Consider the following 25,652-nt stretch of genomic DNA (forward strand, 5'->3'; position numbering starts at 1 on the left):
CTATTTACACAAAAAATTTGACAGTTTCAATTGGTATAGCTTCACTTTACTTTTATATCATATAATCATCTATATTCTTTTTTGATATTGGTATATACGAATTATCAAAAAAGAAAAAAGGCTTTACGCCTTTTTATTGAATATTTAATAGTTTTAAATTAATTTTGTATAAGCTTTATACTCTGAGTCTCTATAGCAACAAAAAATCACTTTAATTGCAAAGTTATGCTTTTCAAGCCATTGCTTTACAACTTCACTTGCAACACTTGCAGCCTGATCAATTGGATAGCCATATACTCCAGTTGATATGCCAGAAAACGCAACTGAACGGCATTTATACTTCATAGCTAAATCTAGGCTATTTTTATAGCAAGCTTGTAATTCTTTTTTAGGTGACTGGCTCAATTTAAAAACAGGCCCTACAGTATGAATTATATATTTACAAGTTGCTAAATCAAAGGAATATGTAATCTTGGCTTGTCCTGTCTCACAGCCATGTAACTTTTTACAAGCTTCAAGTAACTTGGGGCCTGCTGCTTGATGAATTGCTCCATCAACTCCTCCACCACCTAGTAAAGTTTTATTAGCTGCATTAACAATTGCATCAGATGGAAAATTAACAACACTAGCCTTTACAACAAAAAGATTCTTACTTAATTCAATTTCTTTCATTATTCCATCACCTATTTAATAATAGCACTAAAAAAGCTACCCAAATGGGTAGCCTATTTTTGAAACAAAAGGAAATAATAATATAGAAAGGAGGTGATAAAAATACAGGAAACTTTCTCCATCCACATATCTACTGTGGACAAGTTTATTATACCAATTAATGATAAAAAGTGCTTAAAAAAGCACTCGTGCTTTTAATTTAATTTAAATGTAAATTTATTACTTTGAATAAATAAATACTAGTTTTCTCCTAAATTATATTCTATAATTATGATTATTTAATTAAAATATTAATTTTAGAGAAGAGGAAGTATAATGAAATCACTCAATTTATGTTTAGACGATGTATTTGTAAAAATAATGGAAGACGACACCTTCAGCATCAGATTTCATAATTGCCGACCTGAAGATTTTGAAATTACCCCTGGCGAAAATACTACTATTAAGCAAATTTATTCTAGCCATAACTTATTTATTAAAAAGAAATACTTCTCTTTATCTTTTAAATCTAAAGATGAAACAACTTCAATTATCGAATTGCGTTTACCATCACTTGAACATTTAAACAGTACCTGTGATTCTGGTGGAATCAGTCTTCGCAACTTAACGATAAATACTATTGATATACAAGTTGACAGTGGCTTAGTTTACCTTAATGACATTCACTCTGAAAAAGCATCTATCACCTGTGACTCTGGCACTGTAAATGCCAATAAGTTAATTGTTTCAGATTGTTGCGATATCGATGTTGATTCTGGAACCTTATTTATCAAAAATTCATTAACTAATCTTTGCGGTTACGATATTAAGTGTGAAACTGGTATCTCCAAATTATTTGGATCAGTTAAAATTCGTGGAGATAAGCGTCTCTTTAAAGCTGGTGTTCCGATGTATCGTCTTAGAAATGATACGGGCCTTTGTACAATCGAATAAAAGAAAAATAGCCAGAATAAACTTCTGGCTATTTCTATAGGGTTTATATATAGGGGTTGGAAGAATTTATCTTCCGCTTTCTAAGAATGAAAATAATCATCTGATAGCAAAACAAATAAAGTGGGAGTTTCATTTATCTTACTTGTGGGAGTATTCAGAATAATTATTTTCGCATTTTGCAGCATTGCTGCATGGTCTACTGAAGTAACAGTAGAAATAAAGGTTCTAAGCTAAATTACTAAAATAAATCTAGGGGGTTGTTTTAATGAGGGTGATTTATTTTAGTAAACAACTTAGCTCAAAAGGATTGTTATAAACTGTTGCTAGAACACACCACCTCCTTAAATAATAACGTTTTGTTTTATAACTCAATTAAAAATAAACTCATCAAAATCAAGTACTCAATTTTAAGGCGAAAAACACAACCTAAAAGTTACATAAACTTTACTATATATCTATATGTTATATATTTCACAATTCACTAAACATAATAATCCAAATTTTAACACTAAAAGCTTATTGCTTAGTATTATTAAGCAATCAATATAATATCAGTTAATCGCGAATTTTCAAGGTCTATAGGTATACTTTTTTGAAAATATTTTCATTAATTAAGTCAGTTAATTAATTAGTATTTTTTCATAAATAAATCTCATTTGTGATTTATTCACTATGTTAAAAAAAAAAAAAAAATAGCGTACTTTATCAATCTTTTTTTCATTAGATAATTGCTATCTTTCGTGATGTTTTTGTACTTTTTTATAAAGAATGTCTATTTTTTTATCTTACAAGTCCTATTCATGCTATTTTTATAGCCATTTGATACATCTAACTGTGTTTATTATGTTTAGTAAAACGCTGATTGATAATAATATAAAACTTCAATATAAAAAATATTTTTCAGATTCTTTAATAGTTAGTTTCAATTAATATTTTTCAGATATAAAAAATGATTTCTAAAGAGCCTGATGTTTCTTTATATTACTTTAATCATTAATTTCATATATTTATCAAATTTAAAATCACATCGAAATAAAAGCGCTGATAGATCGAAGTTTTACAAAACTTTGATTATCAACGCTATTTTATTAATACTTTTTCTAAACTAGTTTAAGTTCTTAGGAACTGCTTCTGTTCCTACTAAAATAATTTCCACAATAAAGCATTCCGATAGCTGTCACACTTTCACTAGTGCGTTTCACTTAACTCTAGTCAATTGTTAATTCTGTTTCTGCATCGAAGAAATGAGCTTTATTCATTTCAAAACCCATTTGAATCTTGCTACCAGGCTTTGTAAAGTCACGTGCATCAACGCGAGAAACTAACTCGCTTTCACCTACTTTAGTGTAAAGCTGAGTTTCTGAGCCTAATAATTCAGACACGGTTACGGTAGCATTTACCACCGTTTCAGGAAATGCCTGTAAGAAAACTTCTTCAGTATGAACATCTTCAGGACGAATACCAAAGATAATTTCTTTGTTGTCATAGCCTTTTTCTTTCTTCCGTTTTGTTAACGGTTACATAGTAATACTATGCTCATTTTTTGTAAACACTTACATCAATATATACTGATAATTTAACCTATTCAACTCTTTGGCATATAACGCTTTGTAACGTTTACCTAAAAATGCAGTATAAATAAAAATTTTTCTTAAATTGTTTACTTAAACAAAAAAGCCTTGGAATTAATCCAAGACTTCTTACAAAGTAAAGTTTTTAATTATTTATCAATTTGACTGGTAAAATATATTTCTTTTCAATATTATCTCGATAATTTTCAATTTGACTTAAACAAAGTTTTACTAATAAGTTAGCTAGTTCTTCTGTAGGCTGTCTAACTGTAATCAATTCAGGAAATAAATGACTTATAAATTCAGTTCCGTCAAATCCTGTAATAATTGGCTGATAGTTAATTAGCTTTGCTTGCTCTCTAACAAATAAGGCTGTTATATCATCAGTTGTACATATAGCATCATATTTTTTATCTTTTATTAATCCATCAATTTGAATTTTTCTAGTGATTTCTGAACTTTCGAAATCTGTGTAGGCAGTTTTAATTTCTAAATCGTGATAATTAAAAACCCTCATCATTCCTTTAATTCGATCAGTAATTGGGAAATAGTCTTGCCGATTCCCAGATAGAATTAGAATTTTTTTACACTTTTTCGCTACTACAGCTTTAGCAATTTTAAAGCCACCATCCAAATTATTGCACGATATAAGTGGAATATTAGGGCCCAAATTTCGATCAAAAGTTACAATTGGAATTCCAGGGTAATTTACTTTATTCGCTTTTAAAGGAGAACTATTAATTATTCCCCTTATTTGGCCATCAAAAATTAAAGAGATATAATCTTCCAACTTATGATTTTCATCATTATCAATAAATAATGTGAAATTATATCCTTTCTTTTTTAAGTTTATCTCTAAATAAGTAAATAATTCCGAAAACAATGGATTTTTTATTGATGGGAAAATTATTCCGATTGCTTTTGTATTCGATAATTTACGTAACTCTTTTTTGGGGTGATATCTTAACTTAGAAATTGCATTTTCAATCTTTTCTGCAGTAGTTGCTGCCACATAGCCATTTTGATTAATGAATCTAGATACTGTTGCAATTGAAACACCTGCTTCACGAGCAACATCTTTAATATTGGCATTCATAAAAAATCTTACCTCCCTACTTTGTTAATTAAGAAATGTAATTTGTGTAAAAATATGTAAATTCTTTTATATGTATCACCTATTGTATACAATCGTTATATAAAATCAACTGAAAGCGCTATGACAAGGAGTAAATAGTTATGAAATTACAAAACAAAGTAATGTTAATTACCTACCCTGATAGTATGGGTCATAACCTTAAGGACCTAAACTACGTTTTAGAAAATTATTTAAAGGGTGCTGTTGGTGGTTTACATATCTTGCCATTTTTCCCATCAGCTGGAGACCGTGGCTTTTCACCAATGACTTACGACAAAGTCGATGAAAAATTCGGTGACTGGAGTGATATTGAAGCATTATCAAGCAAGTACTACACTATGTTTGACTTCATGATCAACCACTTATCAAAGCACTCTGAATACTACAAGGACTTTGTTAAGAACAAGGATAAGAGTAAGTACAAGGACCTCTACCTTAACTGGGACAAGTTTTGGCCAGAAAACCGTCCAACTCAAGCAGATGTAGACTTAATCTACAAGCGTAAGGACCGTGCACCATACCAAACTATCGAATTTGCGGATGGCACTAAGACTAATATCTGGAACACTTTTGGTGAAGACCAACTTGACTTAGATATTAGAACTGAAACTACTAAGAAGTTCGTTAAAGACAACTTAGTTAACTTAGCAAATCACGGTGCAAGTTTAATCAGATTAGATGCATTTGCATACGCTGTTAAGAAGCTTGATAGCAATGACTTCTTCGTTGAACCAGAAATTTGGGACTTATTAAAAGAAGCTAATGATGACTTAAAGGGTACTGATGCTCAACTTCTTCCAGAAATTCACGAACACTACAAGTATCCATTCAAGGTTAGTGAACACGGATACTTTGTTTACGACTTTGCTTTACCAATGGTATTACTTTACTCACTTTACAATGGTAAATCTAAGCGTCTTGCTGATTGGTTACGTAAGAGCCCAATGAAGCAATTCACTACTTTGGATACTCACGATGGTTTGGGTGTTGTTGATGCTAAGGACATTTTAGCTGATGACGAAATTGATATGACCACTAACGAATTATACAAGGTTGGTGCTAATGTTAAGCGTAAGTACTCTTCAGCTGAATACCACAACCTTGACATTTACCAAATCAACACTACTTACTACTCAGCTTTAGGTGACGATGACAAGAAGTACTTCATTTCACGTCTTGTTCAAGTCTTTGCACCTGGTATTCCACAAGTTTACTACGTTGGTTTACTTGCAGGTCAAAACGACTTGAAGTTACTTGAAGAAACTAAGGAAGGTAGAAACATCAACCGTCACTACTACGAAGTTGATGAAGTAGCTGAAGAAGTTAAACGTCCTGTAGTTGCCAAGTTACTTAACTTGTTACGCTTCAGAAATGAAGAAGAAGCTTTCGATCTAGAAGGTAGCATCGATATTACTACTCCTAGTGAAAGCCAAATTCAAATTATTCGTGAAAACAAGGCTAAGACTAGAAAAGCTGTGTTAAACCTTGACTTAGAAAGTCTTGAATACAGCGTTGAAGTCAACGGTAAAACTGTTGATTTCAACTAATCTCTTTTCACATTAATTATTCTAACTGTTTAATTATTTTCCTATTTCCAATTTTTATAACTCAATTAAAAAAGCAGTCGAATGACTGCTTTTTTCTTATCCACTAATTTTTATTACACCAACAATTACTAAATATATTGCCAATACACCTAATAAAAGTAAGAATATCATAACTAACTTTTCAGGAAGCGAAATTGCTTTTTTATAATATTTTCTAGCTTTGTAATACAAGTAAAAGCCAGGAATAAAACTAACTGCGACCAATAAAACTTGTTGCCAACCAGCTAAGATCATACAACATAATTGGAAAACTGCTCCTAATAAGCCAATTAATAATTGTCCCCAATTATTTTCTTTTCGACTTAATTTTATCTGATAAATGCAGACGAATAAGTAAGTAAATAAACTAGCTGCAACACATAATGAATAAGCAAATTCATAAGCCTGCTTAGTAAATAAGAGTGAAAACAAAAAGATACTTTGCAAGCTTGCAGTTAAAATTAGTGAATCTTTTGGTGCACCCTTTTTATTTGTTTTACCCCAAAATGGTGGCAAAACTTTATCCCTTGCTAGGAGCATAGTAGATTCTGCAGGCAAAAGTGTCCATGAAAGCCATGAAATAAACGTAGAAACAATTAAGCCAATATTAATAATAATTGCTCCTGGCCAACCAATAATTTTAGTTAAAATTGCTCCTAAAGCTGGTTGCCCTACTTTTGCTAGTTGAGCTTGTGTCATAACTCCATAAGGTAAGATAGAAATTAAAACATAGACTAAAAACAGTAAAATGAAGGCAACTATTGAGGCATATTCAGCTTCTTTTCTTGTTTTAGCCCGGTGTGCCATCACACTGGCCCCTTCAATTCCAATAAATACCCAAATCATAGTTAATAAAGAAGATCTAATTTGGGTCCATAAATTTCCAGCTTTAAAACTATTATTCAAATTATCAACAGCATTTCCCCAGAAATTGGCAGTAAACAGTCCTGCTTTAAAAGAAATTGTTACAAAAATCAGAAATAAAATTAAAGGACAGACTTTAAAAAAGGTCCCGATAGTGTTTATAAACGTGGCATTTTCTACACCTTCATTAACAAGATAAGTTAATACCCAGCCTACAACAATCGCAAATAAAATAGCCACAATAGTTTGACCATTCCCAAAAATCGGAAAAAAAGTTCCTAATGCACTCATCATCATCGTGGCAATTGCAATATTACCTAACCAATCAGATAGCCAATAAGTCCAACCAGCAATAAATTCAGCTAGCGGTCCTAAAGCTTCATGAGCGTAGCTAAAAACACCTGATTCCAATTCTGGTCTTTTCTGAGATAAATTATTTAATGATAAAACTAAGAATAAAATTCCTAATCCGACAAATAACCAAGCAAGTAATGCTGGGCCTGGTGCGGCAGCTGTACTAATATCTGTAGTAATTCCAAAAATTCCAGCCCCAATACATGAGCTTACGATTAATGCAACTAGCTCTAATTTTCCAATTGCTCTTTTTTTAATTGTTCTCACCTATTCTGAAAAATAATAAAATAATTAATCATTTTATCATACTAAGCTATTATTTGTCTAACAAAAAAAGAAAGTCCTGTTTTAGGACTTTCTTTTTTTTCATCTAATTATTTTTCTAACTAACTGATCTTAATTACTCCTGTCATAATAAATAAGATTGCTACCAAACTTAATAATAAGATAATTCCCATAACCAATTTTTCAGATAATGAAATTGGACGCTTATTTTCATGACATGCTTGGTAATAAATAATAAAGCCAGGAATAAAACTAATAGACACTAACAATACTTCCTGCCAACCAGCTAAAAACATACATGCCAATTGGAAAGCTGCCGCAAGTAAACCAATCATAAATTGGCCCCATTCTTTTCGACCAGCACTAAATTTCATTTGATACAAACCAACTAGCAAGTATGAGAATAAAATAGCTGCTGTACAAAGAGAATATGCGAATTCATAAGCTTCTTGTGTAAATAAAAGTGAGAACAAGAAAATTGTTTGCAAAATAGCAGTAATGTAAAGAGAAGTAGTTGGAGCTCCTTTAGCATTTACCTTACCCCAAACTTTTGGCATTGCCTTATCTTCGGCAGCTAACATAGTAGTTTCTGCTGGAAGCATTGTCCAAGACAACCAAGAAATAATAGTTGAAACAATTAAACCTAAGTTGATAATAGTTGCTCCCCACGCACCAACAACACTCTTAAGTACATAACCTAAGGCAGGTTGACCAGCACTAGCAAGTTGAGCACGAGTTAAAGTACCATAAGGCAAAATTGAAATTAAAACATAAATTAAAACTAATAAAATAAATCCAATAGTTGAAGCTTGTTCTGCTTCTTTACGAGTTTTAGCTCTATGAGCCATAACACTGGCACCTTCAACACCGATAAAGACCCAAATCATTGTCATCAAAGAGCCCTTTATTTGTTCACCAATTGAACCAGTAACAGTACCCTTTGACATGTTATTAGCAACTTGGCCCCAGAAATCGGCAGTAAACATTCCACCTTTAAAGAAGATGAACATCAAAATAACAAATAAGATTAATGGCACAATCTTAAAAATAGTACCAATGAAGTTAATAAATGATGCACTTTCTACCCCATTGTTAACTAAGATTGTTAATAACCAACAAAAGATAATTGCTCCCAAAATTGAAGGAACATTTTGACCACCAGCAAAAAATGGAATAAAAGTCCCAATAGCACTCATTAACATAGTGGCAAAGGCAATATTACCTAGCCATGCTGAAAGCCAGTAAGACCAACCTGAAATAAATTCACCTAATGGTCCAAAGCCAGCACCCGCATAACTAAAGATACCAGCTTCAAGATCTGGACGCTTTTGTGACAAATTATTTAAACATAAAACTAAAGCCAAAATTCCTAAACCAACAAATAACCAAGCAAGTAAGGCAGGTCCTGGTGCAGCTGCTTTAGAAACATCACTGGTAATACCAAAAATACCAGTTCCAATACATGAGCTAACAATCAATGCGATTAGCTCAGTTCTGCTAATCTTTTTTTCTTTTTCCATAATTACACCTCACGCGAAATAGCGAAGTAGCCGATTGGCCAACTTCGCTATCTCCTTAATCGATATCTTCACGAACGATTGGGCAAGACATACAACGTGGGCCGCCACGACCGCGTGACAATTCACTTGAACGAACTTCATGGACTAAGATGCCATGCTTACGCAATAAATCATTTGATACATAGTTTCTGTCGTAAGTTACAACTTCACCTGGTGCAATTGCCAAAGTATTTGAGCCATCATTCCATTGTTCACGTGGAGCGATAATCTTATCACCATTACCAGTAGCAATTAAGTCAATTTCTGACTTATTTAAAGCCTTCTTCAAAACTTCCTTAATATCAGTATGATGTTCAATGGTAATTTCTCCATCTTTACCTGGATGAAGTACCCAGTTATCAACTTTACCATCTTCATCCAAAATTGCTGGGTGAACTGTAAATTGATCATAATTAATCATAGTAAAGACAGTGTCTAAGTGCATCATTGCATGATTATGTGGAATATGAATTGCAATAATTGTATCGTAGTCAGAATCTTTGAATAAGTTCTTTGCAATATCTTGAATCGCATCAGCTGTAGTTCTTTGGCTAATACCAATTGCTAAAACATGATTACTTAGAACTAATTCATCCCCACCCTCAATGTGAGTTGCGTGGTTACGATCACGCCATACAGGTACTTTACCAGCAAAGCGTTCATTATATTTAATAATATATTCAGTAATTAAAGATTCTCTTTGACGAGCCTTAAATGTCATGCGGTTAATTGAAATCCCATTACCAATTGAAGCTTGTGGATCACGAGTAAAGTAGGCATTAGGCATTGGGTCCATTAAAAATGGCCAATCAGTGTCTTCTGAAAGTGATTGAAGATCTGGATTTTTAATTTCAACATCTTCAATTCTTACACCTTCAATAATTTTGTTAACCATATCTTGAACATTCATACTGCCCAAGTATTCCATTAAAGCTTCTTTAGTTGCACCAGCAATATAGCCAGATTCAGCAATCATTCTTTCCAAAAATTCATGACGAATCTTTTCATCTGCTAAAGCTTCAGCAGCCAATTTTTCAAAATAAATTACTTCAATCCCTTGGTCACGCAAGGTTTGTGCAAAATAGTCATGCTCTTTTTGAGCAATAGGCAAATATGGAATATCATCAAATAAAAGTCGTTCCATATAATCTGGTGTAATATTTTCAATTTCCTTACCAGGGCGGTGGAGCATAACAGTCTTCAACTTCCCGATTTCAGAAGTCACATGAATTCCACTAGTCATTACTTTCACTCCTTTTTTAAAAAAATAATGTTTTTAATTATGAATTACTGTTCCTAGCTTGCCTGCCAGTGCATCGTCTAAGCCGGCAAGTGAGGTAATAATTGCTTTTCTTTCTGGATGTTTTTCAACAAAGCTCAAGCAAGCTTCAACCTTTGGTAACATACTACCAGCAGCAAATTGCTTTTCTTCAATACACTTCTTAGCTTCAGATATTGATAGATCTTTCAAGGTCTTTTGATCAGGCTTATTGTAATTTACATAAACATAATCTACTGCTGTCAAAATAATTAAAGTGTCACAAGATAAATTATCAGCAAGTAAGGCACTTGACCGGTCTTTATCAATAACAGCTGGCACTCCCTTTAATCCACTTTCAGTTTTGATAACAGGTACACCGCCACCACCACCAGCAATAACGATTGATCCGTTTTCAATCAAAGTTTTAATAGAGTTTAGTTCAATAATCTTTTCTGGTAATGGTGAAGCGATGACTTGACGATATCCTCGACCTGCATCTTCTTTGAAAGTTAGACCCTTTTCTTTAGCGATTCTTTCAGCATCTTCTTTTGAATAAAAGCTACCAATTGGCTTAGTAGGATTTTGAAAAGCTTTATCATTTTCATCAACTAAGATTTGAGTAATTAAAGTTGCGACATCTTTATCTGGAAGTTCATTCTTCAAACTTTGTTGTAAGTGATAGCCAATATAACCTTGACTTAAAGCACCACATTCTGGGAATGGGAAGCTAGCACCTTGACCATGTTCAGCAGCATAGCTTAAGCCTAAGTTGATTTGCCCAACTTGCGGTCCATTACCATGGCTAATTACAACTTGATGTCCGGCTTTAATTAAACCGGCAAGTGACTTAGCAGTTTGCTTAACTAACTTTAATTGTTCTTCTGGAGTTTTACCTAAGGCGTTACCACCTAAAGCTACAACAACTTTCATTAAACTTTCCTCCTTAGTCACCTAAAGTTGCAACCATAACAGCCTTAATGGTGTGCATCCGGTTTTCAGCTTCACGGAAGACTACTGATTGTGGACTTTCAAAGACTTCATCAGTTACTTCCATTTCACTTAAGCCATACTTATCCTTAATCTTCTTAGCAACAGCTGTATCTAAGTTGTGGAAAGCAGGTAAACAGTGTTCAAAAATTGCATGTGGATTTTCAGTTGCTTCCATAACTTCTTTGGTTACTTGATAAGGCTTAAGGAGCTTAATTCTTCTTTCCCATTCTTCGTCAGGTTCACCCATTGATACCCAAACATCAGCATAGATAACATCCATACCTTTAACGCCTTCTTTGATGTCGTTTGAAACAACAATCTTAGCTCCAGTTTTTTCAGCAATCTTGTTTGCCTTTGCTAATACTTCTGGATCAGGGTTCAATTCCTTTGGTGTTACTACGTGGTATTCCATTCCCATTACTGCACTACCAAGCATTAAAGCATTTGAGACATTATCTTGACCATCACCAATAAAGGCAAACTTAATATCACGATATTCCTTCTTCAAAACTTCCTTAGCTGTTAAGAAGTCAGCCAAAACTTGAGTTGGGTGATCTTCATCAGTTAAACCATTCCAAACTGGAACACCTGAATATTTAGCTAAAGTTTCAGCAGAGCGTTGTGAGAAACCACGGTATTCAATTCCATCAAACATCCCACCTAAAACGCGGGCAGTATCCTTAACTGATTCCTTGTAGCCAATGTGTGAACCTGATGGTCCTAAATAAGTTACATGTGCGCCTTGATCTTTTGCACCAACTTCAAAGGCACAACGAGTACGAGTTGAGGCCTTTTCAAAAATTAAAGCAATGTTCTTGCCCTTAAGATGTTGTTGTTCAGTTCCAGCGTACTTAGCTTTCTTTAAATCTTCAGACAAGTTAAGTAAGTATTCCATTTCACGAGTATTAAAATCTGCTAATGTTAAAAAACTACGATTTCTTAAATTAAAAGCCATTGATATATCCTCCCCTGGATAATATTTCTTCCATTTATTTTCAGTTTTAATTATAGTAACCGCTTTCACAGTGTTTCATAGAGTACTCCCATTATTCACTTCTTTTTTTCAATCTTTTTGTGTTATTCTATTAATAGATAAATATTAATAGCGCTTTCAAAGACATCCAGAGCTAAGTTCAATGTCTATTTAGCTCTTATATTTTTTAAAATGCCGTTTCAAAGTACATCATCAAATTTCAATTTTATTCATGAGGTAATAAGATATGAATTTTTATATTGTTGATCCAAACAAAGAAAATCGTGATAATCTCCGAAACTTAATTGAAGCAGATTATGACTCAATTGTTGTCGGAACTGCTGGGGAAAGTAATCGCGCTTATAGTGAAATTATTCAATTACATATAGATATCTTAATTATTAATTACAATCTTGATGAAAATGAAGCTGGTCTTGAGCTTATTAATAAGCTCAAGAAAGTTGGCTCTCGTCCTAGATTTTTGATGATTTGCCCTCAATTATCTCCACAAAAAATGCAAACTATTTATGATTCAAGTGTTGATTTAATTATTACTTCACCTCTCAACTTAGTTGAAGCTAGACAAATGATTCGTTTAATTGCTTCTTACGCAATGCTTTTAAACCGTCTAAATCAAATTTATGAAATATCTAGTTCCAGTATTGCACCATATACTCGGCCACAAGCCCTCCATCGTGAACAAACAGAGTACATATCCCAAGTACTCAGATTTTTAGGTATTGCAGCTGAAGCTGGGGTTGAAGATATTATGAAGATTTGCAATATTATGTGTGATCAAAATATCGAATTCTCACAGATCAATTTTGAACGTGATTTACATATTACTGAGCATGATAAAAGAATTATTTTTCAAAGAATTCGTCGCTCCCTCAAAGTAGGAATCAGTAATTTGGCCAATATGTGTTTAGACTATCCGGAAAATGATATTTTATTAGATTATGCCAATAATTTATTCGAATATCGTAATATCCACAATGAAATGCGCAAACTAAACGGTGAAAGTGCTATGCCCGTTCAAATATCATTGCAGCACTTCTTTAATGGTTTGCTTCAAGAAAGTTATCGGGTTAAAAACTAAACAAAAAAGCTATCTAATTGCATTAAGTGATGCAACTAGATAGCTTTTATTTATTCAATAAAAATCTTGCGAAGTACAGTTCATAAATTATTCCAAATATTGAAAAACATGCCGCAAAGAAGCCTTCTGTTAAGACATTGATAATTGGGTCAGTCAAAGGATTAAAGAGCCAATTATTATTATGAAAAATCATATGATGAAAAGTAACGAAAAATGTATCAAAATTCGCTACAGCAAATGGGACAACTACTACCGGAATAAGCATAAAAATTAATGCCCAAGTTTTAGATAAATGATCAAAATTAGGTTTAAATCGTAAAACTATTAATCCCAATATAAATACAATTACAGCTAGTTCAAATAAATATTTGCATTCAGTAAAGTGCTCAATTGCATTACTGGAGCTAGCAAAATTATCCATTTTTAGTTCATGCTTAAATGGCCAAAGCAAAAACCAAAGTAACTGACTATAATTATGCATTACTTGTCCAAGTGTTAAGTTAACTGTTTCGTAAGTTTTTTGAACTTGTACAAATAAGGCAAGTAATGGCCAGCTTAATAAAATTGTCCCTGTTACTGCACTCGCGATTCCCATTAAAAAGTGAAAGATAGGATTATATGTACCCTTTGTGATTAATTTTCTTCTTTTCATAATTCAAATTCATCCAGATTATCCACAACATAACTTGGTTGACGTTTACCACTAATATCTTCACGTTTGTTAACGCCTGTTAAAGTTAACAAACTATCTACTCCACTATTAAAGCCAGCATGAATATCCGTTAAATAATTATCTCCAACAATTAAACAATCCTGTTTAGAATAAGGACTTCTTTCTAGTAATTTATCCACAATAATGTTAGACGGTTTACCAATAAACAATGGTTTTTGTCCACTAGCTACTTCTATCATTTTACATACTGAACCATTACCTGGTAACAACTCATCCCCACTTGGCAAATTTAAATCGCTGTTAGTTCCAATAAATTTTGCCCCATTTCTAATATGGCGAACTGCAGTCCGAATCTTATGATATGTTAAGTCAGTATCCATCCCAACTACAACATAATCAGGATTTTGATCATCAAAACTAATTTCTGGATGAGACAATAACTCATTCCACAAACCAATTTGACCAATTATATAAACCTTGGCAGTCTTTTTTTCAGATAAAATATATGAGCTCGTAGCCATACAAGGCGTATAAATATGTTGAATATCAGTTTTTACACCGTGTCCTGCTAATTTATCAACCACCATTTGAGGTGTTCGAGTTGTATTATTAGTTAAAAAAATATAATCTAACTGCTTTTCCTGCAACCTTTTAACAAAATTAACACCTGATTCAATTGTGTCTTTCCCTCGATAAATAGTACCATCTAAATCTATTAGGAAGAGTTGGTATTGTTTCATTAGTAATTATCTATCCTTACGTTTTTTTATTACAAAGACATGATGCTTACCTTTTTTGGTTTGGGCATAATCTTTTTTAGAATTAAATTTTGTTTTCTTAACTTTTCTTTCCCGAAAATAATGTGAGTTATTCTTTTTTTTATGGTAATTATTTTTGCTTCTAAAACGCACATTATAAGTCTTTTTCTGCTTAAAGTTTTGACTTACTTCATTATATGTATTATCTTCATCCAATTGCAAAATAAAATAGCCACTTCCAGGATTACAATATTCAGTTAAGTAATCAACTATTGTTGAAACCTTCTTATCAATTGAGGTTCTCACCCAATCTTGAAAGAAACCTTTTAATCGTAAATGCTCACTTGAAATATCACCAACTAAAAAATCATACTGATCAAGATAAGGATCATATTTTTGTCTTAATAGTTCCAAATCAACAGCATCTTTTTCATTAGCAATGATGCTGTATTGACGCCCATTAATTATTAATTTATCACCTAACCGCGCTACTGATGCTAAAGGATGATGCAAGGTAGGAGTATTTTCTTGCTTATTTTCTTCCACTAACCTCACCTTTCTTAATTGGATATTTTCTTGCTAAATATTCACCGATTACCTGACTTAATACTTTAGGGAACAGAAATTCATTTTCACCAACAACGGCCAAAGTTGGAAAGAATGGAATCAAAATGTAATGATCTAAGGTCGCAATTTGATAATACTTTTCAGGATCGATTTCTTCCCCATTCACATAAACAATTCGCGTTTTCATATCTACTTGAATATTTCGATAGTAAACTTCTCCAAATACTTTTCCTCTGAAGCTCATGCCTATTAAATGGAACTTTTTTAAAAAATGCCGATTCTTTTCAATTTCCATAACCAATCGCCATAAATCACTACCTTTTAAAGTAGTACGTACAACATGCATTGGATGTGGCAAACAAGTTTGTAAGTCAAAGCGCGTCAAAATACCTTCTTTAAATGGTGTCAAAAAAAGACCCGTCGAAAGCATGGCTAAATCTGTCCCAGCAAAATCAGCTATCGCATCTAGCGAAACCGCTAAAGCCTCTTCTTTATCATTTTCAAATAAAGCCGGCAAATCAGCAATTTTTTCTTTTTCTAGTAATTGTTTTCCCTTTTCAAACAAGGCTTTGCTTTCAGCTATATCTTGAGCATGCTCGGCCATTTGAGCAGTTTCATGAACACAAGCCTTTATTTCGGTAATTTTATGCTGCTCATCAACGGTTAAATTAACATCCCCAACATAACGTCCCCATTTTCCAGTTTGAACAATCAAGGTCTTATTAACCCATTTTCCATGTTCTAATAAAGTGTGAGTATGTCCTCCAACAATTAAATCAAATTCTGGAAATTTTTCAGCTATCCAACTATCTAAATTAACTCCAATATGAGTTAAGCCAACCAATATATCATATTTTCCTTTTAAGGTAGCTAATAAATTAGGAAGCACTTCTCCTAACATTTTTACGTGCCAGTGATTAGGTCCATATGTCATTGGATAAGGAGCTGTTAATCCAATGACAGCTATCCTTGTACCTTTTTTTGTGGTGAAAATTTTATAACTAGTACACCAACTGGGCATACTTTCATCTTCTTCACGCAAATTAGCTAAAACAGTTGGAAATTCTGCATGATCAAATAAATGTTCAACAACTTCATGAGGATTAGAAATTCCTTCATTATTTCCAATTGTTACAGCATCATAATTAAACTGATTCATTAATTCAATATTAGCGTGCCCATTAGTTGCATCACTTAATGGATTAGAACGGTCCATAAAGTCGCCTGCATCAAAAGTATAGACTTGATCAACCGTACCATCTTGTTGGGCTGCATTTAAGAAGCGTTTAATTTTAGGGAATTTTTCAAAATGTGAATGTAAGTCGTTGGTATGCAAAATTCTGATTTTTTCCATAATTGCCTCTTATCCAATATGATTTGATTTTAAAATTAATTTATAAGCATCCAATACTTTTCCTTTAGGCTTATCCCATTCTTCCCACTTAGTCAAGGTGGTTAAAGTTGGAAATTTATATGTTTTATTAATATATGCTTCATAAGTTTTTAAAGCATTAGTTCTGGCAATATTAAGCTGCAGTAAGCGAACTTCTTTAATCATTCCCCGGTCACAAGCTAATTCAGCGATTCCATTTTGTTCAACATTAGTAATTTCATAGTAAGTTGAACCGTCATTACGGGTTATTTCTTCAATCATATCAAATGTTTGGTAATTTTGATTCATTATGCACTCCTTAAAAATCACTAATTTAATAGAAAAAAAACTCTTTCCATGCTATCGTAAAAACAACAGAGGTGGACAGATGAAATTGAAAAAATGCCTAAATTGGGGCCTTTTCTTATCTTTAATATTTATAATCAATTGTGGTTTTTTAGTTGTTGGACATCGTGGAGATCCAACTAAATACCCAGAAGAAACCATTCAAAGTGACAATTCTGCTTTTGATTCCGGAGCCGATTATGTTGAGTTAGACTTGCACTTATCTAAAGATAATATAGCGGTTGTTTCTCATGATGACGACTTAGGAAGAATGGTTGGTACAAATGCCATTGTATCACAAAATACCTTTGAAACTTTAAGTAAGCTTCAATACTCTAATGGCGAACATGTAATTAGTCTAAATCAACTATTTGAATACTATAAAGATAAGCCAAATACTAAGTTTATTCTTGAAACTAAAGTTGACCATGGAGTTAATAAAAGTAACAACTTAGAAAAAGTTATTGCATCTAGTATTAAAAAATATCATATGGAAAATCGGGTAATGATTCACTCCTTTTCAGCCAAGAGTTTATACTATTTTAGCCAATTACTTCCAAATGTTGAGCGAATTTTTATTGTTGGATCCTTAAAAAGAATTAATTATGATACCCTGCAATATGTCAATGCAGTTAATGTTTCAAGTGATTTAATCAAAAAATATCCTGAGTTAGTAAAATGGCTTCATGGTAGTGATAAAAAGATTTTCGTTTGGGCAGAAATGGATGAGTCACCTAAACTTTGGAATTGGTTAATTAATAATAATATCGATGGAGTAGTGACTAACTTCCCAGCTACTGGTTTCAAATATAAAGTAGCCAAAGAAGGCTCAAAGCAAGTAGAAATTAATAAAGATGCTACGTACTTAGGCTTTAATCAAGCCAAGACTATTATGAATCCCTATCAACCAGTTACAAATAAAGCCAAAATATCATTTTTAGAAAATGTTCATGTTCTAAAAAGTGTTCAAGTAGGGAATCAACTTTATTATCAACTAGGCGGCAATTCATTTGTCAAAGCTGACTATATAAGTTTTGACTTAAACTATGATAACTTGAATCCATATTTCAATTCTCAAATCAAAACTCCATCGCATACCAAAGTAAAAGTATATTTATCGCCAAATCATTTAACGTATTTACATAAGCATTTAAGATTTAATCAAAACTATAAAATTTATGGCTTCTCTGGTACTAGTAAAAATCTTTGGATTAAGACTAACTTAGGTTGGGTTCAAGCACGAGAAATTTTATTCACTAATTTTCCGATTAATAGTTTTGCTTTTAGCCGCTACCAACTACTTGATGCAAATACAAGATACAGTAATATTGAACTACTCTCATTTACTATTTTACGTGACCCATATACTCAGCAATTTAATCCAAATTTAAAATCTTTTCTTAATCACAAGGCGCTTTCATAAAAGAAGCGCTTTTTTTATGATAAAATTAATTTAATATGATTAAGGAGGCTTTTTCGATGGAATTAGATTATAAAAAATTAGCCCTTGCTAAAAAAGACGATATTTTAAAAGACTTAGGCGAATTAATTGCGATTGATTCTTCTGAAGACTTAAATAACGCTAGTGAAGAATATCCTGTAGGTCCTGGTCCAGTTAAGGCCATGAAGAAGTTTCTTTCCTTTGCTGAAAGAGATGGTTTTGATGTTCAAAACTTTAATAATTACGCTGGACGTGTTAATTATGGTGAAGGCCAAAAACGCTTAGGTGTTATTGGCCACATGGACGTGGTTCCTGCTGGGGACGGCTGGGTAACTGATCCATTTAAGATGCTAATTCAAGATGGTAAGATTATTGGCCGTGGTAGTGCTGATGACAAGGGGCCAGCTTTAGCTGCATACTACGGCATGCTTATTTTGAAGGAAGCTGGCTTCAAGCCAAAGAAGAAGATTGACTTTGTTTTAGGTACTAATGAAGAAACTAACTGGGTAGGAATTGACTACTACTTAAAGCATGAACCAACTCCAGACCCAGTCTTCTCACCAGATGCCGAATTTCCAATTATCAATGGTGAACAAGGTATCTACACTTTAATTATGAACTTTAAAGAAGTAGCTGGTACTGGCAGTATTGACCTTCTTACTTTCAAGGCAGGAATTGCAGAAAACGTAACTCCACAAAAGGCTTTTGCAAGTATCAAGGCTGATAACTTAGCTGACATTAAGACTAGTTTTGAAAAATTCTTAGCTGATAACAACTTAGAAGGCAAATTCGAAATTGAAGGTGATACTGCTAACTTAGAATTAGTTGGTCAAGGTGCTCACGCTTCTGCTCCTCAAGTTGGACGTAACGCAGCTACTTTCCTAGCAGTCTTCTTAGATAATCTTGACTTAGCTGGTACTGCTAAGAACTACATTCACTTCTTAAGTAGCGTTGAACACGAAGACTTCAAGGGTGAAAAATTAGGCATTGCTCACCATGACGACTTAATGGGTGATTTATCAAGTGCTCCAAGTATGTTTGACTTTAAGAAGGGCGAAAAAGCTGAACTTCGTGATAACATTCGTTACCCACAAGGAACCGATCCAGAGAAGATGGTTAAGCAAGTTACTGAAAAATATGGTGACATCTTAGAAGCTTCATTTAATGGCTTTGAAGAACCTCACTATGTACCAGGTGATGATCCGCTTGTTAAGACTTTGCTTAATGTTTTTGAAAAGCAAACCGGTCTTCCAGGTCACGAAGTTGTTATCGGTGGCGGTACTTATGGTCGTTTATTTGAACATGGGGTTGCCTTTGGTGCTCAACCAGAAGATGCACCAATGGTTATGCACCAAGCAAATGAATATATGAAAGTTGACGATTTAATTAATTCAATTAGCATTTACGCTGAAGCAATTTACGAATTAACTAAAGATGCTGAATAATTTGAACAAAAAAGCTGGGAGGATAACCTCCCAGCTTTTTTATTTATTTTCTGCTAGTACTACCTTTTTCTACCAATTCGTAAGGCATTACCATATGTTGTTCATCTAATTCTTCATTCGCCATTAATTTAGTTAGCATTCTCATTGCTATGGCACCAATGTCATATAAAGGTTGCTTAATATTAGTTAAACTTGGACGAACGACTTCAGAAATTGCAGTGGCATTTGATGTAATCAATTCCAAATCATCTGGAATCTTCTTACCATCATCTAACGCAGCATTCATAATCCCCACTGCTGACAAGTTTCTAGTTACTAAAGCAGCATCAATTCCATCTTTTTCAAGCTTACCATATAAGTCGTAACCATCTTGGTAAGAATAAATATCTTGATAAATATGCTTAGTTAAATTATTTTCCTCAGCAAATTCTTGGTAGGCTCTAATTCTATTTTCTTTGTTAATAGATGCTTCACCATCTGCTAAAATCAAAGCTATTTCTTTGCAGCCATTATCTAATAACAAGGTTAAAGCTTCTTTATCAGATTTTTGATAATCAATATTAACTGATGCAAATTGTTCTCTTGAATCAATTGTTCCAGCTAAAACAACAGGCGTATTTGTTCTTTCAAAGGCCGCTGCTGCTTCATCTGAAAGACGGTCCCCCATATAAATAACACCATCGACTTGCTTATTAAGCAATCCCTGAATAACTTGATCTTCCTTTAACAACTTATTTTCAGTACTTGAAAGGATAATGTTGTACTTATATAAAGTTGCAATATCATCAATACCCTTTGACAACTCTGCAAAATACAAATTAGTTAAATCTGGTACGATAATACCAACTGTAGTAGTTCTTTTAGAAGCTAAACCTTGAGCTACTGCATTAGGTTGATAATGGAGGCGATTAATTACTTCCATTACCCGATCACGGGTTTCCTTACGAACGTTATTATTGCCGTTCACTACTCGCGAAACTGTAGCCATCGAAACTTTAGCTTCGCGAGCAACATCATAAATAGTTACTTCTTGCTTATGCATAATTTCGCTCCTCATCTTTCACTAACTCATCATATAACAATACCACGAATTACTCTAGTGGTGCAAACGCTTGCCCACTTCATGGTAAATTCTTTATATTGTTATATAATAGTTTTAAAAGATTTTTAATTATAAAGGAGAAAAGAGCATGAATTTAGATAAATTACAAAATTGGTTAGCTGAACATAATGTTGATGCAGCTTATATCTCAAACCCAATTACAATCGCTTATTTTACCGGTTATGAAATGGAACCTGAGGAAAGAATCTTTGCCTTATTGGCATTTAAAGATGCTGAACCTTTCATCTTCTGTCCTGCTCTAAACGTCGAAGAAGCCAAGCATTCTGAATGGAATGGTGATGTATACGGTTATTTAGACCACGAAAATCCATGGCAAATCATTAAAAATCATGTAGAAAAGAGAACCAAGTCATTCAAGCATTGGGCAATTGAACAAAATAATTTGCCAGTTGAACGCTATAACTTTTTGCGTCAAGTCTTTAATAACAGTGATTTTGATACTAATTTATCTGAATTCATCGATCATTTAAGACTTTACAAAACTCCTGAAGAAGTTGAAAAGTTAAAAGCTGCAGGAGCTGAAGCTGACTTTGCTTTTCAAATCGGTTTTGATAATATCGCAACTGGTGTAACAGAAAGATACATTGCTGGTCAGATTGATTATCAACTTAAGTTACAAAAAGGTGTAATGCACCAAAGTTTTGAAACTATTGTTCAAGCTGGTGAAAACGCATCTAACCCCCACCTTGGTCCTACAATGAATACGATTAAGCCTAATGAATTGGTCCTCTTTGACTTAGGTACCATGCATAAAGGCTATGCATCTGATTCTTCAAGAACAGTAGCTTATGGAACTCCAACTGATAAGCAAAAAGAAATCTATGAAATTGACCGTGAAGCTCAACAAGCTGCAATTGAAGCAGCTAAGCCAGGTATTACAGCTGCTGAACTAGATGCAGTTGCACGTGACATTATTACTAAGGCTGGCTATGGCGAATACTTTATCCACCGTCTTGGTCACGGAATTGGTAAGAATGTTCACGAATTTCCATCAATTATGCAAGGCAATGATTTAGTAATTGAAGAAGGCATGTGTTTTTCAATTGAACCAGGCATCTATATTCCAGGCGTTGGTGGTGTTCGAATTGAAGACTGCGGTGTTGTAACTAAGAACGGTTTTGAACCATTTACCAAAACTGACAAATCGCTTAAATACATCCCATTACGTGACAAAAAATAGTAAATAAAAAAGCTTTACCTTTCGGTAAAGCTTTTTTACTTTTCAGCGTTTTCTAAATCACTTAAAGTTTCGTTATCATCATTTTCATTGCTACCCAGATTATGCTTAGTTGAATCAATTACAATATCATCAAAATCCTTAAGTTCTGAATCATCTTCAACATTTTTCGGAAAGGCAGCAAGTTGATTTTTTACAACTTCAGTTGAATTATCATACTTCTTTTTTAAGTCATTCAAAGTTTCATTATTATCAAGCTTTTGCTTTAATTCTTCAATTGTTTCATCTGGAAGAAGATAAGCAGCTGCTGCTAAACCGGCTGCTGCACCAACAACTGTTCCAAATACAAATGCTCCTAATTTTTTCATAGAGAAACTCTCCAATCTTTTCTAATCTAAACCGCGACGTCTTCTGCGTCTAGCCAAAATACTTGTCAAAATAGTGGTCATCAACCCCGTCTTCTTAATATTCACCTCAGAAAAACGAGTTGCCAATTTACGTGATGATGAATTAAGGTCAGATACACTTTCACCCAAATCTGCTGCTGCTTGAACAACAGGTTCAACAGTTTTCATCTTGGAGTTTACATCTTCTAATAAATTATTAGTTTTATCAAGTAAGTCATTGGTTTGCTTCATAATGTCGTCAATATCATTACTCATCTTCCCCAAAGCATCATTAGTGATGTCCATTGTTTGTTCAACTTTTTTCAAAGTCTTAGTAGTTCTTAAAAGAACAGGAATAGTAAATAATACAAACAACAAAAAAGCAACCGCTGCAATTAAGCCAGCTAATGCACCATAAGAAATTAACATTATTTTTCCTCCAAATTAATTCATCTAAAAAAAGTCTAGCATGATTTAGTCTATCTGACAATTTACATCATTATCTGGTATGCTATTAACATAATAGCACGAAATGAGGAAATAAATGTACACGTTAGCTTCAAAAATGTTTTCAAATTGGTCAATCGACTGGTCAAAGTATTTAAATAGCTTTATAAGTGTAATTTGGCAGTTAAGTATTACTACTGCAATTTTTCTTTTAATTAATAATTTTGGTAAACGTGTAATTACCAAATACTTTTTAAAAGGCAAAGTTAAGTTAAACAAGCGTAGTCAGACAATTGCCAACTTATCAACCAATGTTTTCCAATATACTACATTATTTTTCTATTTATTTGGCGTTTTAAGCATTCTAGGCGTCCCTGTCGGCACCTTAATAGCCAGTGCAGGTATTTTCTCCCTTGCCTTAGGTATGGGCGCTCAGGGTTTTGTTAGCGACCTTGTAAATGGCTTCTTCATTTTAAGTGAAGATCAGTATAATGTAGGAGATTTAGTAAAAATTGGAACAGAAACAGGAACGGTCGTCCGCTTAGGTATTAGAACAACTTGCATTAAACAAATAGACGGTTCCCTTACCTATATCCCCAACCGAAAAATCTTGGAAGTAACTAATTTATCTCATGGTGGTACTGGAATAGATATTGAATTAAACTTATTAGCCAAAAATGATTTAACCAAAGTAAATACGCTAATTAATCAAGTTAATAAGCAGCTCAAACGAAATGAAAAGTTTTTATCAACCCCACCTACCAATTATGGTGTAACCAAGCAAGAGGGGCCAAACGTTACAATTCAAGTGCACTTACAAGTAATTGGCGGAAATTCAACTGAAATAAAAAATAATTATTTAAGTGGCTATATTAAAGCTTTTCAAGATGCTGGCATTGAATTTGCTCACTTAAAATAAAAAGGTCCTGGATTCTTCCAGGACCTTTTTTATGCACGCCATTGTCCACCTTGCCCATAAGTATGTGGACCTAATTCATTAATAATTACATGGATATGCTCTTTAGGAGCACCTGTATTTTTATGAACAGCGTCAGTAACGTCTTTCATTAAATTTTCTAATTGTTCGGGACTTCTGCCCTTAATTAATTCAATATGTACAAATGGCATAACTTACCTCTTAAAATTGTTCAAGCCAAGCTGGCATCTTTTCTACTAATTGTTTAAGTGCTTTACCACGGTGAGAAATTTCATTCTTTTCATCAGTTGTCATTTCTGCAAAAGTTTTTCCTTTTTCTGGAACATAGAATAATGGATCATAACCAAAGCCATCATGTCCACGAGGAATCGCCAAAACTACCCCTTCACATTCTCCTGTTACAACTAAGTCTTTATCAAAATGACCTGGCATTGATAAAACAAAAGTTGAGCAGAACTTAGCTGATCTTTCTTCTTCTGGAATACCACCTAATGATGCAAGTAACTTAGCATTATTTCTTGCGTCATTATGTGCTTCACCACCATATCTTGCTGAATGTACACCAGGAGCACCATTTAACTTATCAACAACTAAACCAGAATCATCACTTAAAGTTGGCATCTTTGAGAATTCTGCTAAAGCATGGGCCTTTAAAGTAGCATTTTCTTCAAATGTACTACCATTTTCATTAACATGTGGAGCTGCTTCTAAGTCCGCATTAGTTTTAACTTCAATATCTAAGCCGGCCTTTCGGAAAGCTGCTTTTAGTTCTTTAACTTTATTTTTGTTATTAGTTGCAAATAATAATACTTTACTCATAAATCTTCTCCCGTTTCTACATGAGTAGCTACTAACTCCGGATCATCTAACCATTTACGAGCAATTTCAGTAAACTTTTGGCAATCACCGGTTGTATAGTATTCACGTTTTCCTTTTTTTCCTGCTAGCATCCCATCACGCTTTAAAACATTTTCAGTATATTGCGCAACTTGATCTGCTGGATCTACTAGCTTAATTGTACTTCCAACAACTTTAGAAATTTCTTTCTCAATAATTGGATAATGTGTACAACCTAAGACCATTGTATCAAATTCTTTTTCCTTTAGGGAGTCTAAACTATCCCTTACCACATCAATATTGTAAGCGTAATCACGTTGTGCTTCTACAAGTGGTGCTAATTGAGGGGTTGCAAGTTCTGTAACTTCAATATCAGGATTACGGAATTTAATTTCTCTACTATAAGCATGAGATTCAATCGTAACATGCGTACCAATTACTGCAACTTTATTATTTTTAGTGGTTCTAGCTGCAGCTAAGCTACCTGATTGAATAACTCCAATAATTTGAGGAGTAATTTCTTTTTGAATTACTTCCATTGCTGCAGCTGTTGCCGTATTACATGCAAAAATAATTACTTTTACATTTTTTGACAGTAAAAAATTGACACTTCTTCTTGTTAATTCGATTACTTCTTCGGTTGTTTTATCACCATATGGCATGTGGGCCTGGTCACCAATAAAAACCGTTGCTTCATTTGGTAGTTTTTTCATAACCTTTTTGAGGACGGTTAAGCCACCTAATCCGGAATCTAATAATCCAATTGGTCGATTATCCATGATTTTTTCTCCTCAGACTTGTAAAAAATATTTTTCGCTTCCCCTAGTTTAATGTAAAATAGAAAAGAATACAAAGGGATGGA

General features: G+C 33.4%; 25 protein-coding genes and 1 pseudogene. 7 read left to right on the plus strand and 19 right to left on the minus strand.

All coding sequences use genetic code 11. The features are described from left to right. Positions 1-153 precede the first annotated feature (153 nt). Positions 154-672 carry a macro domain-containing protein gene (locus FC45_RS03855; RefSeq protein WP_006585723.1) on the minus strand — a complete coding sequence of 173 codons (519 nt, stop codon included), beginning with the start codon at positions 670-672 and terminating at the stop codon, positions 154-156. A 315-nt stretch (positions 673-987) separates the two neighbouring features. On the opposite strand from FC45_RS03855, the gene FC45_RS03860 reads away from it, so the two are divergent. After that, positions 988-1,605, plus strand: coding sequence for a DUF4097 family beta strand repeat-containing protein (locus FC45_RS03860; RefSeq protein WP_006585722.1), 618 nt, complete (start codon positions 988-990; stop codon positions 1,603-1,605). A gap of 1,208 nt (positions 1,606-2,813) precedes the next feature. On the opposite strand, the pseudogene FC45_RS07675 reads toward FC45_RS03860, so the two are convergent. Further along, positions 2,814-3,104, minus strand: a pseudogene (locus tag FC45_RS07675) (TOBE domain-containing protein); the annotation flags it as partial. A 217-nt stretch (positions 3,105-3,321) separates the two neighbouring features. Continuing rightward, positions 3,322-4,272 carry a LacI family DNA-binding transcriptional regulator gene (locus FC45_RS03870; protein ID WP_057706391.1) on the minus strand — a complete coding sequence of 317 codons (951 nt, stop codon included), beginning with the start codon at positions 4,270-4,272 and terminating at the stop codon, positions 3,322-3,324. A 140-nt stretch (positions 4,273-4,412) separates the two neighbouring features. On the opposite strand from FC45_RS03870, the gene gtfA reads away from it, so the two are divergent. Continuing rightward, positions 4,413-5,858 carry a sucrose phosphorylase gene (gtfA, locus tag FC45_RS03875; RefSeq protein ID WP_006585720.1) on the plus strand — a complete coding sequence of 482 codons (1,446 nt, stop codon included), beginning with the start codon at positions 4,413-4,415 and terminating at the stop codon, positions 5,856-5,858. Positions 5,859-5,954: 96 nt separating this feature from the next. Here gtfA and FC45_RS03880 read toward each other — a convergent pair whose 3' ends face one another. The 5 genes from FC45_RS03880 to argF all read right to left on the minus strand — a co-directional run bounded on the left by FC45_RS03880 (position 5,955) and on the right by argF (position 12,165). Then, on the minus strand, positions 5,955-7,382 hold the full coding sequence (locus FC45_RS03880) for a basic amino acid/polyamine antiporter (protein WP_006585719.1): 1,428 nt from the start codon (positions 7,380-7,382) through the stop codon (positions 5,955-5,957). A gap of 119 nt (positions 7,383-7,501) precedes the next feature. Then, positions 7,502-8,920 (minus strand): basic amino acid/polyamine antiporter, encoded by a 1,419-nt coding sequence (locus tag FC45_RS03885; protein WP_006585718.1) that lies wholly within the window; start codon positions 8,918-8,920, stop codon positions 7,502-7,504. 55 nt (positions 8,921-8,975) lie between these two features. Further along, the gene (gene arcA, locus FC45_RS03890; protein ID WP_006585717.1) at positions 8,976-10,202 is read right to left on the minus strand and encodes an arginine deiminase; all 1,227 of its coding nucleotides are present in this window, start codon (positions 10,200-10,202) and stop codon (positions 8,976-8,978) included. Positions 10,203-10,235: 33 nt separating this feature from the next. Next, a complete protein-coding gene (gene arcC, locus FC45_RS03895; protein ID WP_006588247.1) occupies positions 10,236-11,150 on the minus strand; it encodes a carbamate kinase in 915 nt (304 codons plus the stop codon). A gap of 13 nt (positions 11,151-11,163) precedes the next feature. Further along, on the minus strand, positions 11,164-12,165 hold the full coding sequence (argF, locus tag FC45_RS03900) for an ornithine carbamoyltransferase (protein WP_006585715.1): 1,002 nt from the start codon (positions 12,163-12,165) through the stop codon (positions 11,164-11,166). Positions 12,166-12,430: 265 nt separating this feature from the next. On the opposite strand from argF, the gene FC45_RS03905 reads away from it, so the two are divergent. Next, positions 12,431-13,282 (plus strand): DNA-binding domain-containing protein, encoded by an 852-nt coding sequence (locus FC45_RS03905; RefSeq protein WP_057706393.1) that lies wholly within the window; start codon positions 12,431-12,433, stop codon positions 13,280-13,282. Positions 13,283-13,328: 46 nt separating this feature from the next. Here the strand turns inward: FC45_RS03905 and FC45_RS03910 are convergent, their stop codons facing one another. Genes FC45_RS03910 through FC45_RS03930 form a run of 5 tightly spaced genes read right to left on the minus strand, consistent with a single transcriptional unit; the run spans position 13,329 to position 16,961 of the window. Then, entirely contained in the window at positions 13,329-13,934 is a 606-nt protein-coding gene (locus FC45_RS03910) for a TIGR01906 family membrane protein (protein ID WP_006585713.1), read from the minus strand. Further along, the gene (locus FC45_RS03915) at positions 13,931-14,695 is read right to left on the minus strand and encodes a TIGR01457 family HAD-type hydrolase (RefSeq protein ID WP_006588246.1); all 765 of its coding nucleotides are present in this window, start codon (positions 14,693-14,695) and stop codon (positions 13,931-13,933) included. The genes FC45_RS03910 and FC45_RS03915 overlap by 4 nt, the downstream gene beginning before the upstream one ends. Positions 14,696-14,701: 6 nt before the next feature. Then, positions 14,702-15,259, minus strand: coding sequence for a YutD family protein (locus FC45_RS03920; RefSeq protein WP_006588245.1), 558 nt, complete (start codon positions 15,257-15,259; stop codon positions 14,702-14,704). Next, positions 15,246-16,634 (minus strand): bifunctional metallophosphatase/5'-nucleotidase, encoded by a 1,389-nt coding sequence (locus FC45_RS03925; RefSeq protein ID WP_006585711.1) that lies wholly within the window; start codon positions 16,632-16,634, stop codon positions 15,246-15,248. The genes FC45_RS03920 and FC45_RS03925 overlap by 14 nt, the downstream gene beginning before the upstream one ends. A 9-nt stretch (positions 16,635-16,643) precedes the next feature. Next, positions 16,644-16,961 (minus strand): hypothetical protein, encoded by a 318-nt coding sequence (locus FC45_RS03930; RefSeq protein WP_006588244.1) that lies wholly within the window; start codon positions 16,959-16,961, stop codon positions 16,644-16,646. A gap of 79 nt (positions 16,962-17,040) precedes the next feature. Between FC45_RS03930 and FC45_RS03935 the strand changes: the two genes are divergently transcribed. Further along, positions 17,041-18,420, plus strand: a complete 1,380-nt coding sequence (locus FC45_RS03935) for a glycerophosphodiester phosphodiesterase (protein ID WP_006585709.1) — start codon at positions 17,041-17,043, stop codon at positions 18,418-18,420. A gap of 56 nt (positions 18,421-18,476) precedes the next feature. Beyond that, the gene (gene pepV / locus FC45_RS03940) at positions 18,477-19,883 is read left to right on the plus strand and encodes a dipeptidase PepV (RefSeq protein WP_057706395.1); all 1,407 of its coding nucleotides are present in this window, start codon (positions 18,477-18,479) and stop codon (positions 19,881-19,883) included. 43 nt (positions 19,884-19,926) lie between these two features. Here pepV and FC45_RS03945 read toward each other — a convergent pair whose 3' ends face one another. Next, positions 19,927-20,925, minus strand: a complete 999-nt coding sequence (locus FC45_RS03945; RefSeq protein WP_057706397.1) for a substrate-binding domain-containing protein — start codon at positions 20,923-20,925, stop codon at positions 19,927-19,929. 148 nt (positions 20,926-21,073) lie between these two features. On the opposite strand from FC45_RS03945, the gene FC45_RS03950 reads away from it, so the two are divergent. Next, positions 21,074-22,186, plus strand: coding sequence for a M24 family metallopeptidase (locus FC45_RS03950; protein WP_006585707.1), 1,113 nt, complete (start codon positions 21,074-21,076; stop codon positions 22,184-22,186). Positions 22,187-22,221: 35 nt separating this feature from the next. Here the strand turns inward: FC45_RS03950 and FC45_RS03955 are convergent, their stop codons facing one another. Both FC45_RS03955 and FC45_RS03960 read right to left on the minus strand, forming a co-directional pair. Continuing rightward, positions 22,222-22,551: a hypothetical protein gene (locus tag FC45_RS03955; RefSeq protein WP_006588241.1), complete on the minus strand. Its 330-nt coding sequence runs from the start codon at positions 22,549-22,551 to the stop codon at positions 22,222-22,224. A 21-nt stretch (positions 22,552-22,572) separates the two neighbouring features. After that, positions 22,573-22,998, minus strand: a complete 426-nt coding sequence (locus tag FC45_RS03960; protein WP_006585705.1) for a DUF948 domain-containing protein — start codon at positions 22,996-22,998, stop codon at positions 22,573-22,575. A gap of 115 nt (positions 22,999-23,113) precedes the next feature. Here FC45_RS03960 and FC45_RS03965 point away from each other — a divergent pair, with 115 nt between their 5' ends. Next, entirely contained in the window at positions 23,114-23,935 is an 822-nt protein-coding gene (locus FC45_RS03965) for a mechanosensitive ion channel family protein (RefSeq protein WP_006585704.1), read from the plus strand. Positions 23,936-23,964: 29 nt separating this feature from the next. On the opposite strand, the gene FC45_RS03970 is transcribed toward FC45_RS03965, so the two are convergent. Genes FC45_RS03970 through murI form a run of 3 tightly spaced genes read right to left on the minus strand, consistent with a single transcriptional unit; the run spans position 23,965 to position 25,569 of the window. Beyond that, positions 23,965-24,144 carry a 2-hydroxymuconate tautomerase gene (locus tag FC45_RS03970; protein WP_006585703.1) on the minus strand — a complete coding sequence of 60 codons (180 nt, stop codon included), beginning with the start codon at positions 24,142-24,144 and terminating at the stop codon, positions 23,965-23,967. A 10-nt stretch (positions 24,145-24,154) separates the two neighbouring features. Continuing rightward, a complete protein-coding gene (locus tag FC45_RS03975) occupies positions 24,155-24,772 on the minus strand; it encodes an XTP/dITP diphosphatase (RefSeq protein ID WP_006588240.1) in 618 nt (205 codons plus the stop codon). Next, positions 24,769-25,569, minus strand: coding sequence for a glutamate racemase (gene murI, locus FC45_RS03980; RefSeq protein ID WP_006588239.1), 801 nt, complete (start codon positions 25,567-25,569; stop codon positions 24,769-24,771). Before murI ends, FC45_RS03975 begins: the two co-directional genes overlap by 4 nt. Positions 25,570-25,652: the final 83 nt, after the last annotated feature.

This window comes from Lactobacillus jensenii DSM 20557, from assembly GCF_001436455.1.
GTDB classification, from domain to species: Bacteria; Bacillota; Bacilli; order Lactobacillales; family Lactobacillaceae; genus Lactobacillus; species Lactobacillus jensenii.